The 13,760-nt window shown below is 38.3% G+C and carries 12 protein-coding genes; 10 read left to right on the forward strand and 2 right to left on the reverse strand.

Features of this window, described 5'->3' with window-relative positions:
- The first annotated feature begins 132 nt into the window (after nucleotides 1-132).
- The 5 genes from ACKVEV_RS02675 to ACKVEV_RS02695 all read left to right on the forward strand — a co-directional run bounded on the left by ACKVEV_RS02675 (nucleotide 133) and on the right by ACKVEV_RS02695 (nucleotide 3,557).
- On the forward strand, nucleotides 133-900 hold the full coding sequence (locus tag ACKVEV_RS02675) for an isocitrate lyase/phosphoenolpyruvate mutase family protein (RefSeq protein WP_409368852.1): 768 nt from the start codon (nucleotides 133-135) through the stop codon (nucleotides 898-900).
- 11 nt (nucleotides 901-911) lie between these two features.
- Entirely contained in the window at nucleotides 912-1,481 is a 570-nt protein-coding gene (locus ACKVEV_RS02680) for a bifunctional transcriptional activator/DNA repair enzyme AdaA (RefSeq protein WP_409368853.1), read from the forward strand.
- Nucleotides 1,466-2,398: a DNA-3-methyladenine glycosylase family protein gene (locus ACKVEV_RS02685; protein ID WP_409368854.1), complete on the forward strand. Its 933-nt coding sequence runs from the start codon at nucleotides 1,466-1,468 to the stop codon at nucleotides 2,396-2,398. The genes ACKVEV_RS02680 and ACKVEV_RS02685 overlap by 16 nt, the downstream gene beginning before the upstream one ends.
- Complete coding sequence (locus ACKVEV_RS02690; RefSeq protein ID WP_409368855.1) at nucleotides 2,382-2,876, forward strand: methylated-DNA--[protein]-cysteine S-methyltransferase; 495 nt, start codon at nucleotides 2,382-2,384, stop codon at nucleotides 2,874-2,876. Before ACKVEV_RS02685 ends, ACKVEV_RS02690 begins: the two co-directional genes overlap by 17 nt.
- Before the next feature lie 327 nt (nucleotides 2,877-3,203).
- Nucleotides 3,204-3,557, forward strand: coding sequence for a DUF378 domain-containing protein (locus ACKVEV_RS02695; RefSeq protein ID WP_409368856.1), 354 nt, complete (start codon nucleotides 3,204-3,206; stop codon nucleotides 3,555-3,557).
- A 35-nt stretch (nucleotides 3,558-3,592) separates the two neighbouring features.
- Here ACKVEV_RS02695 and ACKVEV_RS02700 read toward each other — a convergent pair whose 3' ends face one another.
- Complete coding sequence (locus ACKVEV_RS02700; protein ID WP_409368857.1) at nucleotides 3,593-4,267, reverse strand: TetR/AcrR family transcriptional regulator; 675 nt, start codon at nucleotides 4,265-4,267, stop codon at nucleotides 3,593-3,595.
- A gap of 280 nt (nucleotides 4,268-4,547) precedes the next feature.
- On the opposite strand from ACKVEV_RS02700, the gene ACKVEV_RS02705 reads away from it, so the two are divergent.
- Together ACKVEV_RS02705 and ACKVEV_RS02710 are read left to right on the forward strand one after the other, a co-directional pair.
- Entirely contained in the window at nucleotides 4,548-6,578 is a 2,031-nt protein-coding gene (locus ACKVEV_RS02705; RefSeq protein WP_409368858.1) for a CocE/NonD family hydrolase, read from the forward strand.
- Between the two features lie 22 nt (nucleotides 6,579-6,600).
- Nucleotides 6,601-7,887 (forward strand): MFS transporter, encoded by a 1,287-nt coding sequence (locus tag ACKVEV_RS02710; RefSeq protein ID WP_409368859.1) that lies wholly within the window; start codon nucleotides 6,601-6,603, stop codon nucleotides 7,885-7,887.
- A 226-nt stretch (nucleotides 7,888-8,113) separates the two neighbouring features.
- Here ACKVEV_RS02710 and ACKVEV_RS02715 read toward each other — a convergent pair whose 3' ends face one another.
- Nucleotides 8,114-9,283, reverse strand: a complete 1,170-nt coding sequence (locus tag ACKVEV_RS02715) for a PucR family transcriptional regulator (RefSeq protein ID WP_409368860.1) — start codon at nucleotides 9,281-9,283, stop codon at nucleotides 8,114-8,116.
- A gap of 139 nt (nucleotides 9,284-9,422) precedes the next feature.
- On the opposite strand from ACKVEV_RS02715, the gene ACKVEV_RS02720 reads away from it, so the two are divergent.
- The 3 genes from ACKVEV_RS02720 to ACKVEV_RS02730 all read left to right on the forward strand — a co-directional run bounded on the left by ACKVEV_RS02720 (nucleotide 9,423) and on the right by ACKVEV_RS02730 (nucleotide 13,749).
- Complete coding sequence (locus ACKVEV_RS02720) at nucleotides 9,423-10,667, forward strand: Zn-dependent hydrolase (protein WP_409368861.1); 1,245 nt, start codon at nucleotides 9,423-9,425, stop codon at nucleotides 10,665-10,667.
- Nucleotides 10,668-10,784: 117 nt separating this feature from the next.
- A complete protein-coding gene (gene hydA, locus ACKVEV_RS02725) occupies nucleotides 10,785-12,188 on the forward strand; it encodes a dihydropyrimidinase (RefSeq protein WP_409368862.1) in 1,404 nt (467 codons plus the stop codon).
- 193 nt (nucleotides 12,189-12,381) lie between these two features.
- Entirely contained in the window at nucleotides 12,382-13,749 is a 1,368-nt protein-coding gene (locus tag ACKVEV_RS02730) for an NAD(P)-dependent oxidoreductase (RefSeq protein WP_409368863.1), read from the forward strand.
- Nucleotides 13,750-13,760 lie beyond the last annotated feature (11 nt).

Here is a 13,760-nt window from a genome sequence, read left to right on the forward strand (position 1 = left end):
ACCAAAAGTTAAAATAGATTTTATAAAATCGGATGATGACTACTGTGTAGGACCATAACAGCAAGAATGAGGACGAAATAATGTGACAAACCTTGATAAGATGATAGCAATCAAGGAGTGGGGGATTGACCGATGTCTAAAATAAAAGAATTCAATGCATTGCATTCTACACAAAATATATTGTTAGTAGGGAATGCGTGGGATATATTATCTGCTTTAACGCTTGAAAAAGTTGGTTTTAAGGCAATTGGTACAACTAGCTGTGGCATTGCGAATTCCCTAGGGTACGCAGATGGCGAATGGATAGATTTTGATCGACATTTAGCGATTATAAAATCCATTACGGACAATGTGAACATACCAGTTTCAGCAGATATTGAGGCGGGCTATGGAAGAGACACGAAGACCATTTTAGAAAATGTGTTAAAAACAGCAGATGTAGGCGTGGCAGGCATTAATATTGAAGATTCACTGAAACAACAAAGTGGACTAAGAAATACGAATGAACATTGTGCCTTATTAGCCCAAATAAGAACGCTGTTAGACAATCATGGTTATAAAGATTTCTTTATTAATGCGAGAACAGATACTTATTTTCAACTAGATCAACCATTTATAGAAGCTGTGACGAGAGCAAAAGCTTATGTAGAAAGCGGTGCGAGCGGGGTATTTATACCGGGGTTAACAGATCATGAGGAAATAAGAGCAATTACATCTGCCGTAGAGGCACCCATTAATGTAATGTCTTTACCAGGTTTAACGAATTGTCAGACGCTGCAACAATTAGGCGTAAAACGTTTTAGTTTTGGCAATGCATTGTCGGATAAAATGATTTCTTATGTAACAAAAGAGGCGACACGTATAATGGAGTCGTACGATACAGCATTTCTATACAACTAATAGGAGGCTTTATGGACAATACAATCAATCTTTCTTTTGATGAAATGTGGGATAAAATCATTGCTTGTGATCGAACATATGATGGGCTATTTTTTACCGCTGTGAAAACAACTAAAATTTATTGCCGTCCTTCATGCAGATCAAGAAAGCCGAAAAAAATAAATGTAGCATTTTATGATGATATGCAGGAGGTCGAACGAGCAGGCTTTCGTGCTTGTAAAAGGTGCCAGCCAGAAGTAGAGCATTCTCCGCATGCACAATTAATCAAAACGGTGACAGCGTTTTTAATGAAGGAGTATAAGCAACGCTTAACATTGGACTTGATTGCGAGTCACGTTGGGATAAGCCCATACCATCTTGAACGACTTTTTAAACAAGAAACTGGGGAAACGCCAAGAACTTATTTAGATAAAATAAGAATCGACAAAGCGGCACATCTATTGAAAACGACAAAATATACAATATTGGAAATTTGCTTTGAAACGGGATTTCATAGCCCTTCTAATTTTTACAAAATATTTCGTCGTTTGAAAGCATGTTCGCCTACTGAATATCGGAGTCTTCAATGGAAGGAGCAGTGAAAAAGACAATGTCTAATGATAAATACTCTCTGGAGCTACCGACACCATTGCTATTTAATTTCCAGGAATGTTTACGATTTTTAGCTAGATCTCATCATGAGGTGCTACACACGATTAAAGGTCATGATTTATATAAAGTGCTCAAAATAGATCATGAATTAATATTGTGTCAAATTAGCTATCAGAAGCAACTGCGAGTCAATTTTCCAATGAACTCGCCATCCGTAGCTGCTGTTGAACAAGTGCAAAGTTATATTGAAGAATGGTTTGATTTAGGACGTGACTTGCAACCGTTTTATCGTATGGCGCAAAAAGATGCCATTTTGCAACATTCTGTTCAAAAATATAAAGGTTTACGCATTATAGGTATTCCTGATTTATTTGAAGCACTCGTCTGGGCAATTATTGGACAACAAATTAACTTAACTTTCGCCTACACGTTAAAAAAACGTTTTGTTGAACATTTTGGAGAAAGTGTAACCTATAAAGGGGATACATATTGGGTATTCCCAAGCTGCGAACGAATCGCGTCTTTAACAACCGCAGATTTAAGAGCACTGCAATTTACTAATCGAAAATCAGAATATGTTATTGCCATTGCTCAAGAGATGGCAAGTGGGGCATTATCAAAAGAACAGTTGCTTCAAATAAAAGATAGGGCGCATATGAAAAAAATGCTGATGTCAATAAGAGGTGTGGGTGAATGGACAGCCGACTATGTTTTAATGAAATGCTTTCATGAGCCAACTTCGTTTCCAATTGCCGATGTAGGACTGCATAATGCTTTGAAAATGCAACTAGCATTAGATCGCAAGCCGACAATCGATGAAATAAAAAAATGGGAAGTGCCTTGGCGAGGCTGGCAAGCATATGCCACGTTTTATTTATGGAGGTCATTAGATGACGAAACTGTATAATTTGGATTACAACTCTCCGATTGGTGTTATCGAAATTAATGGTAGTGAATCTGCTATATATTCGATTATGTTTGCTGAACGACAACAGCTATTAACCGCTGCAAACAAATGTACACCCCAAGTTTTATTGGATTGTATGGAGCAATTAGATGAATATTTTCAAGGACGACGTTATAGCTTTACATTTCCATATCACATGGAAGGAACACCGTTTCAAAAACAAGTTTGGCAAGCATTAACCGATATCGCTTATGCCGAACAAGGGACCTATAAAGCAATCGCCATGTCCATTGGTAATGAAAAGGCGATTCGAGCAGTTGGCAATGCGAATGGAAAAAATAAGCTTAGTATCGTCATTCCTTGTCATCGTATTATCGGCTCTGATGGAACATTAACTGGCTATGCTGGTGGTTTATGGCGTAAAGAGTGGCTGCTGCAGCATGAGAAATCAGTTCAAAAGCGCTCTGCAAGACAGTAGCAGAACTCGCCAATAAAAGTCCATGAATCGCTGGTAAGCCTAGAAGAGTTAGATTGATTGGTCAATCTAACTCTTTTTTATTTTGTCCAAGTCATTTAAAAAAACAATGCATTTTCCTTGTACAGGTTTTGAAAGTCGAGCAAAGCAGCCATTGTATAAAAAAACGGTTATTGCAAAAAATAAGACCGTCATCATGAGTGTTGTAAAAAATTTACATGACACATTCACTAAATGGCGCGTTCCATTTTGGCTTGCATGCCAAGACAATAAAAAAAATGGTGAAGGACTCCTTTGCCATGCTACTACAAAAGGAAGGAGGTGCTACAAATGAGTGTATTATATAGGATTGCCTTAGTTCTCGTAATTATTGGTGCAATTAACTGGGGATTAATAGGATTTTTCAGATTTGATTTAGTTGCCTATTTATTTGGTGGCCAAACTGCCGTATTGTCCAGATGGGTGTATGCACTTGTCGGAATAGCTGGACTCATCTCCATCCCAATCCTTACGAAACGTTTGGATGAGGAAGAAGAGTTCGATCCACATACTCGCATCAATAGCAACCCGAGTTACGGAATGGAAGCTGGGGAAGAAGCAGATTTCTCAGACGTTTCAAAAACGAAGAAAAACAATACGAAAAACAATACGAACAATCAACAAAATAAAAATAAAAAGAAATAATTTTTTAAAGCTGTCAGGTTTCCCTGACAGCTTTATCATTTTTTACTTGGCATACAAAATAAGTTAGCGTTGCGCACAATTTCAGTTATATAATTCATCACAATTTCAACTGCTTCTTGGGCGTCATAATTTTTTCGATTATTAATAATATTAGTAAACATCCCTTGCCAAACAAGAATTGTTAGTTCATTAATCGAATGGACATTTTCCTCCGTTAAGTACCCTTCTTTAAAAGCTACTTCCAACATAGAGCGTCCTCGTTTTGTTAAATTGCGTTCAAATAAAATGGATGCTAAATCTTCTGGAATATTAATTAAATCATTTGGATACGTTTCATAATAATCTTGTAGTAACTTTTCCGGTGTGTCCCCTAAATCCATAATAAATACAGCATGGAAAATTTGCGGTTTTTGAAAGGAATGTTGGCAAAAACATTCCCAAGCTAATAAATATTTTTCGATTGGATCGCTTCCTTTTTCGATATAAGTAGCGACTTCATCGGTATAACTTTTCATAAATTTCATAGAGGCAAAAAAGATTAGATGAGAAATTTCTGAAAAATAGTTATAAATTGTTGCGCTATTATAGCCGGCTTTATCGGCAATTTTTCTGATTGTGACATTTTCCAGTCCTTCTTCTTCAATGATTTCCGCAGTAGCGTCGACAAAGTATTTCCACATCCGACTTAATTGTATGGCTTTCTTTTTCACAGTATTCTCTCCTATTAGATAAAGCTTTTGACAGTCATGAGATAAAGAAAATAGCTATATTTGCCCATTTTTCTTCATGTAATCTTGATTATAGCATAACTGGAGTACTTTCAAAGACAAAAGGTGAGGGATGTAATTTTAATTTTCAGATTTGTCATTCTAATTATTAAATGTTATACTACTCACAATTATTTTATAATCATGATTATAAAATAATTGTGAGTTTTTTATAACTTTGATTTCTACGTTTTGATACTTAATTTCAAGGAGGATATTGAACATGAGTAAAAAAATAATTGAGAACTTCCCGTATAACTATCAAGCAATAGAAAATACGTGGATTGTATTAAAAGATGGCACAAAACTTTCCAGTCGCATATGGCTTCCAGAAGTAGAGCAAGGCCAGCAAGTGCCTGCAATTTTAGAATATATTCCTTATCGTAAAACAGATGGTACTCGAACAAGAGACGAACCGATGCATGGTTACTTTGCTGGACATGGCTATGCCGTCGTTCGAGTGGATATGAGAGGTTCAGGGGAATCGGACGGTCTTTTAAAAGATGAATATTTACAACAAGAACAAGATGATGCACTTGAAGTTATTGATTGGATTGCACAGCAAAATTGGTGTGACGGAAATATTGGGATGATGGGTAAGTCGTGGGGAGGATTTAATTCCCTTCAAGTTGCTGCAAGAAGACCAAGTGCATTAAAAGCCATTATTACAGTGGGCTTTACAGATGATCGTTATAACAACGATATTCACTATAAAGGTGGCTGCCTGCTGAATGATAATTTTTGGTGGGGTGCCATTATGTTAGCGTATCAGCTTCGACCACTTGATCCACATATTGTTGGGGAAAGTTGGCGTGAAAAATGGTTGGAGCGCTTAGAAAACATGCCATTATGGATGGAACAATGGTTGGAACATCAAACAAGAGATGCTTATTGGCAACATGGCTCCGTTTGTGAAAATTATGAGGCTATTAATGTGCCGGTTCTAGCAATTGATGGCTGGGAAGATGCATACTCGAACACTGTTTTAAGCCTAATGAATGGACTCTCTGTTCCTCGAAAAGGAATTATTGGACCGTGGGCGCATGTTTATCCACACGACGGTATTCCAGGACCTGCCATGGGCTTTTTACAGGAAGCGGTAAAATGGTGGGATCACTGGCTAAAAGGAATAGATACGAACGTGATGGACGGGCCAATGGTCAATGTTTGGGTGGAAGAAAGTATGAAACCAGCTGTATGTAAACCAAATAGTAATGGCTATTGGGTCGGGCTTGAACAATGGCCAACATCCGAAGTACAAATGAAGAATTACCAATTAACTTACAGCAAACTAACAGAAGAATTGGCTGACAAAGAAGAACGAGTATTGTTGAAAACACCATTGAATCATGGTCTTTTATCTGGTGAATGGATGGGTGCAGGGGTACTTGGAGAAAGTCCAGCAGATCAACGTTTAGATGACGGCATGGCCATGGTATTTGAGAGTGACGTTTTAGGAAAATCTATAGAAATTGTGGGCTATCCAAGATTTGAAATAGAACTAGAAAGTGATAAACCGCAAGCTATGCTCTTTGCTCAACTTTCAGATGTTGCACCTGATGGAGCTGTTACGAGAGTGTCATATGGGGTTATGAATTTAACACACTTAAACGGACATAATCGTGTAGATGTATTAACGCCTGGCGAAAAAGTAAAAGCATTTGTCGACTTAGATTGTTGCGGACACCATTTTAAAGAGGGACACCGTATCCGTTTATCACTTGCTACAACATTTTGGCCGATGTTTTGGCCAATGCCTGAAGAGGCAACCTTGACATTACATTTAGAAACAGCAACGTTTTCTTTGCCAATTTTTACAGGCAATAAAGTAACGGGGCCTAATATGAGCCCTGAAAGTGCGCCATTAACACCAATAACTATACTTCAAGAAGGAAGAGTCGATCGATCCATTGCCTACGATATTGTTAATGATATGTGGACATGTATAACGGACGGTGTTGGTGGAGTGTTTGGGGAAGGCGTCTATCGCTTTGATGAAATTGATGTGACTGTCGAACACAACTTAAAAAGAGAACTAACTTTAAGCAATCGTGATCCACTCTCTGCTAACTATACGATTTATCAAAAAATGAAAATAGGTCGAGAAGGTTGGTGGATTGACGCAGATATTACAATTTCACAAAGTGCTGATTTAGACTATTTCTATCTTGTCGGAGAGATGGACATTAAAGAAAATAATGATCCTGCCTTCCATAAAAAATGGGATCAGAAAATTAAACGCGTTGGATTATAAATAACGTGTAAGGGGAAATCAGATGGAAACTAAATTAAAGAAAAATACCGCAACATTAGTCATTCTCGCTGTTTCAGGAGCGCTTATATACGCATTGCCTTACTTTAGAAACTATTATTATGATGTTTTTCTTGAAGTTTTTAAATTAACAAATACACAAATGGGGACACTAGGTAGTGCATATGGTATTTGTTGTTTAATTTCTTATATATTTGGTGGCTATTGTGCTGATCGATGGAAAACAAAATATCTATTAGCTATTTCCTTATTTGCTACGGGGATACTCGGTTTCACTTTATTACTATATCCACCGTATCCAGTGTTATTATTGATCCATGCAGCTTGGGGCATTACATCCATTATGACGTTTTGGGGTGCATTAGTAAAAGCTGTGCGCTCACTCGGGTCAGAAAATGAACAAGGAAAAGCATTTGGATTTTTTGAGGGTGGACGTGGGATAACGAACATTGTCCAATCAGTTGTTATTTTAGGGATATTTGCTTTTTTTGCAAAACGCATGAGTGATAAAATGGCGTTATCTGCTGTGATTACGGTTTACTCAGTTATTTGTCTACTATTAGGCTTTATCATTATGTTGATTTATAAGGAATCTAATCAAGAAAATGAAAGCGTACAAGCCACAGACGGCAGTAAGAAATTTGATTGGGCAGTCCTTTGGAAAATTCTTAAGATGCCAACTACATGGTTAGCAACGATTCTTATTTTTACATCCTATGCGATGATTATTAGCTATTACTATATTACGCCTTATGCAACGGCTGCGTTTGGTGCTTCTACGTTAATTGCAGCTGCTTTAGGGTATTTTTCTCAATATTGCCGCCCTATTGGAAGCTTTGGTGCTGGAATCATTGGCGATCGTATCGGCGTTTCTAATATGGTATTAATTGGTTATATCGTACTTATTGTCGGCTTAGTTGGACTTATTGTGTTACCTGCTAAAGCCTCTTTCATATTAATGTTATTAGTATTCATTGCCGTGATATACACTTCCATGTATGCACTGCAAGCGATGCATTTTGCTATTTTAGTAGAAGGAGATTATCCTGTTGAAACAACAGGTACGGTTTCCATGCCTTTAATGATTATTGGCTATAGCGGCGAAATTTTTATGCCGATAGTAGCAGGTGCATGTTTGGATCTTTGGAGTGGTACGACAGGATATAAAGTATTCTTTACGATTTTACTGGCATTAGCGGTTATTGGTTTAGTAACCGTTATGATATGGCAGAGAGTAACGAAAGAGAAACGGCAAGAAATTGCTTTACAAAGAAAATTGGCAAACCTATAGGGAAAGTTGAAAAGTAAAAGTGTTAGATTGTAGCTATCAATCTAACACTTTTTTTGCTTGGTGGTTATTGCGATTTACCGTAAGAGCACCGTAATCCGAAACATAGCATGTATAATGCCTCGCTATAATGACATCAACATGTTAGTTTAAGGCTAAATTACACATCGTTAATTTGAAAATTCAGATATTTAAATCGTCACTTAATTGTATTCGAAGTAACGTTCGTTTATCGATGGTTCATCACATCTTCTATTAAAAATGCTAAATAGAGGTTTGTTTTTGTAAATGGATTCGTTAAATCCATATCTAGTAGCATTTCTATTTTTTTTATTTTATAAAGAACCGTATTGCGATGAATATAAAGGCGCTCGCTAATTTTACTCGTACTGCCATTTTCCTCAAGATATATACGTAAAAATGTTCCGTAATCCGTACTGTGCAACGCATCATAGCGGTGTATTTGTCCTAAAATATCTTGACTAAACGATTGCATAAGTGACTGATTTTGTACGGCCATAATAATTTGATAAGCACCGATATCTTTATATTTATATAAGAATCGATTGTTATGAAGCTGTGCCAATTGGATCACAGTTAATGATTCTTCATAGCTTGTCCGTATTTTTTCAAGTTCTTTTTGATAGGTGCCTTTGCCGATAATTATATCGAGGGTGCCATTTTTTTGTTTGATTTTTTCATAGAGTTCTTCAACTACTTTAGAGAAGGGGATATTCGGTGTATTAATTTGCGCTCGGTCAATTAAAAATATGAGGTGATTTTTATGTTTTAGTTTTAAAAAGCGTTGATAGCGATGCTGAAATGCAAATTGAATCATCACCTCGTAGCGGTCAATGTTTGTCTGTGTGCCTATTGTTGTACAAGTAATGATGGCAAGCTCTCTACCTTGCGGAAATCCGAGTTGCGTCAGTTGCTCTTTCGTTGTATCTAACTGTTTTTTATAGTGAAAGAGTAAATGACTAAGGACCTTCTCCTCTAATGATTGCTCTTGGTGAGTGTTGGAAATAAATTGAAAAGTTGTTTTTAATAAATCTGCTACTCGACAATGCCAGGGCATTTGAAACACAGGGAAATCATGCTCATTGGCAAACGCGATAATGGATTCAGGTATTGAAGAAATATAAGGGCCAATATTAATAATAAAGCCTGCAACTTTTTTGGTGAAAGCTAACTTTACGAGTTGCTCTAAAGCATCTTCCTGCTGGGCTATATTAATACCTGTCGTGACGACAAGTTCATTTGGTCGGCAAAACATGATTAAATCAATGCTCTCAATTACGTTAATACCGGTAACTCTGCGATAAGACCCACTATGTCCAGCGACTAATGTCAGCATAGGGAATTGAACTCCCTCCACAATTTTGCGAATCGTGCCCATCGTTTCCCCCCTTAATATGAACATAACTTACCATATATCATGTGCAGTTGCACATATTTTTTTAGTTTTCTATCCATATCTCGTAAATTTTATCTAATTTACAATATTAATTAACTACTGTGAAAGAGAGGACTTGCATATGTATAAATGTAATAGTAGACGATTGCAAGATTCAATTGATCAATTTAGTCAGTTTGGGGCTACTATAAACGGTGGCGTAACGCGTTTGTCTCTTTCGGATGAGGATATTTTAGCTAGAAATTATTTTTGTCAGTGTTGTAAAGACCTAGGCATGGAAATCAAAGTAGATGATATGGCCAATATCTATGCGACTCTACCAGGAAAAAAAGATGTTCCTCCAATTGTCATGGGCTCACATTTAGATTCCGTTGAAAAAGGTGGCAAGTTTGATGGTGTGTTAGGCGTTTTAACAGCGTTAGAAGCGATTAAAACATTAAAGGACAATGATGTTGAGCTTGATGTGCCATTAATGATCGTTAATTTTACAAATGAAGAAGGTGCTCGTTTTGATCCAGCGATGATGAGCTCCGGCGTCATTGCTTCGAAATTTGAAAAGGAAAAAATGCTACAGTCGGTCGATAAAAATGGCATTTCTTTTCAAGAGGCGCTGCAAGCTAGTGGTTATGAAGGTGATCAACAGCATCGATTAAAAGAGGCGCTTGCTTATATTGAACTCCATATTGAACAAGGACCTGTACTAGAAGCGAAACAATTAGAAATTGGCGTTGTACAAGGCGTACTTGGCATGGTGTGCTATGAAGTGACGATTACCGGTCAATCCAATCATGCTGGTACAACACCGATGTCGATGCGCCAAGACCCGATGATTGTGGCAGCAAAAACAATGTTGTCTTTACACGAACAACTTGGTGAAATTGATGAACAACTAGTATTCACATTTGGACGTATGAATGTTTTTCCTAATATTCATACCGTTATTCCAAACAAAGTAACGTTTACACTGGATTCCCGCCATCAAAAGCCTGAAGTTATGCACAAGGTTGAGGAAATATTGAAGAACTTACCTGCAGAGGAAATGGGATGCCACATACAGTCAGCTAAACTATGGGGAAGAGAGACCGTTTTATTTGATCAACAAATTTGTGATGAAGTCGAACAGTCTTGCCAACGCTTTGGCTATAGCGCTCATCGCATGTTTAGTGGGGCAGGACATGATGCGCAATATATCGCTAGTATCATTCCTTCAGCTATGATTTTTGTTCCGAGTATGAATGGTAAAAGTCATTGTGAAGAGGAAGAAACAGCGTTTGAAGATTGCGCGAAAGGAGCAGATGTGCTGCTCGAAACAGTATTAACGTTGCAAACGAAATTCAGTATGGGTGAATCGTACACAATCAATTAAAAAATGATCGTTCTACCCGTGCAAATAGATTAATAATGATGATATTGCAAACGATCGGACTACTAGAATAGCTTCAACACAATTTTTCTTGAACTGACACGAAAGGTGAGGGATAGCATGAAAAAAATTATTCATGGTGGACAGATAGCAACTGCATCAGATGTGTACGAGGCAGATATTCTTATAGAGAACGGCAAGATTGTGCAAATCGGCAAAAATATATCCGTAGAAGGGGCTGAAATCATTGACGCTACTGGCAAATATGTATTGCCAGGCGGCATTGATCCCCATACACATTTAGATATGCCCTTTAATAATACAGTGACAGATGATGACTGGAAATCGGGTACGATTGCGGCGGCATTTGGTGGGACGACAACGATTTTAGATTTCTGTTTAACAGCTGGTGAAGAGAAGCTAGCTACTGCGGTTGAAAAGTGGCACGAAAAGGCACAGGGGAAGTCGGCCATTGATTATGGATTCCACTTAATGATTGGTGATTTAACGCCAGAGACAGAGACGGAGTTACCGGTGCTACTAGAGCAAGAAGGGATTACATCTGTAAAGGTCTTTATGGCCTATGCAAAAGAATTCCAAGCGACAGATCGCACGCTCTTTAAAGCATTTAAAATAGCTAAGGATGTTGGCGCTACTGTGATGGTGCACTGTGAAAATGGTTCTGTGATCGATGAGCTTGTCGAAGAGGCAAGACGTGCGGGACATAAAGAGCCGATTTATCATGCGCTTACGCGTCCAGCAGAGCTAGAGGGCGAGGCGACAAAACGTGCAATTGAACTAGCGCATATCGCCGGTGCGACACTCTATGTAGTTCATGTAACGTGTAAAGAGGCGGTCGATGAAATTATCGCAGCACGTGAAAAAGGCTATAACGTCTATGGCGAAACATGTCCACCTTATTTAACGTTAGATCAGTCTGCCCTAGCCCAACCAGGCTTTGAAGGCGCGAAATATGTATGGTCACCACCACTGCGACCGAAATATCATCAAGAACATTTATGGAATGCGTTAAAAGCGAAGCAATTACAAACAATTGGTTCCGATCAATGCTCATTTAGTTTTAATGGCAAAAAACAATTAGGGTTAAATGATTTTTCTAAAATTCCGAATGGTGGGCCGTTTATTGAAGACCGCTTTAGCATTTTATATTCAGAAGGTGTCGCTAAAGGGAAAATAACGATTAATGAATTTGTCGATATGATTTCAACGAGCGCGGCAAAAATATTCGGTTTGTTCCCGCAAAAAGGAACAATTGCCATTGGTTCTGACGCTGATATTGTTATTTTCGATCCAAATGCTAAACGCGAAATTTCAGCTAAAACACACCATATGAATGTGGACTACAATCCATATGAAGGATGGGAAGTTACGGGTGAACCAACTTCGGTACTTGTCCGTGGGGAATATGTAATTAAGGACAAAGAATTTGTCGGGGTATTAGGCAGTGGACGTTATATTAAACGTGCGTTGAAAACAACTGCTGTAGAAACAATAAAAATGTAACTTGCTTTCTATACGTTAACTGTAAGCAGCTGTCATTATCACAGATTATCATTTCGTATTAATCTAGATAATAGTAGGACGAGTCGTAATTGAATGATAGGTATTATGTGGCCGATTGTTTTGACTGGAGAACAAAACAATCGGCTATTAAACAATGGCAAGTACATCAAGAACACATGAGGGGGATGTGGAAATGGTTCCGATTCAAGAACATGCATTGACCAAGCAACTGCAACGTAATTTTGTTGAATTAACAAGCAAAATGACAAAGAATCAAGCAATTGAAGAAGCAAATCGTTGCCTTTATTGTTATGACGCACCTTGTATTAAAGCTTGTCCAACAAGCATTCAAATCCCGAATTTTATAAAAAAAATTGCTTCTGGTAATATGAAGGGCTCAGCTACTACTATATTAGAAGCAAACCCGATTGGTGCTAGTTGTGCAAGAGTTTGTCCAACCGAAGAGCTCTGTGAAGGGGCCTGTGTGTTAAACGCCTCCACAAAGCCAATTAAAATCGGAGAACTACAGCGTTATGCTACAGATTGGGCGATGGAGACAGGTGCACAGCTATTTACAAAAGGTGAAAGCAATGGATTAAAAGTAGCGATTATTGGGGCTGGACCAGCTGGGCTTTCAGCGGCACGAGAGCTTAGTCGTTTAGGCTATAGTGTCACAATCTATGAGGCTGAAGCAAAGGCAGGTGGTTTAGGAAGCTACGGTATCGTATCATTCCGTTTACCGAATGAAGTAGCTGATTGGGAAGTGGAACAAGTTGAAAAGCTAGGTGTCAATATTCAAACAAATACGACGGTCGGTATCGATATTTCAGCTGAAGAAATTTTACAACAATATGACAGTGTTATCTTAGCCGTTGGAATGGGGGCAGTGCCAAACCTTGGCATTGAAGGAGAAAATCTGATGGGCGTGCACGATGCCATTGAATTTGTAAAGCAAACAAAAATGGGAGCGCTTCCAACTAATCTAGTAGGGAAACGCGTGGCTGTTATTGGTGCGGGAAATACCGCCATTGATGGTGCTACTTGTGCTGTACGTCTAGGAGCAGACAATGTAAAAATTCTTTATCGAAGAACGCAAAAAGAAATGACGGCCTATCAATTTGAATTTGAATTTGCGAAGCAAGATGGGGTCGAATTTAAGTGGTTAACAGCACCGAAAAAAATTATCGGCAATGAAGCAGGAGAAGTCGTAGGCATAGAATGTGTGAAAATGAAGCTTGGTGAAGCAGGCGCAGATGGTCGTCAAAGACCAGAAGAAATAGCAGAATCCAACTTTATATTACCTGTTGATGCGGTGATTAAAGCAATTGGTCAAACACGTTTTGTGTCATTAATTGAAGCGTTTGGCTTACAGCATACCAATGGCGTTGTCGATATTGACGAAACGACGATGCAAACATCCAATGAAAAGGTGTTTGCGTGTGGCGACGTTGTTTTTGGCAACGGACAAGGCGAGGCAATGGTTGTCACAGCTGTTCAACAAGGTAAAGATGCAGCTTATAAGATCCATGAACGTTTAAGAAAACCAAGCGAGATTGTATAAGGGGGGAAGTG

Source organism: Lysinibacillus sp. 38-6 (genome assembly GCF_046245175.1).
Classification (GTDB): domain Bacteria; phylum Bacillota; class Bacilli; order Bacillales_A; family Planococcaceae; genus Lysinibacillus.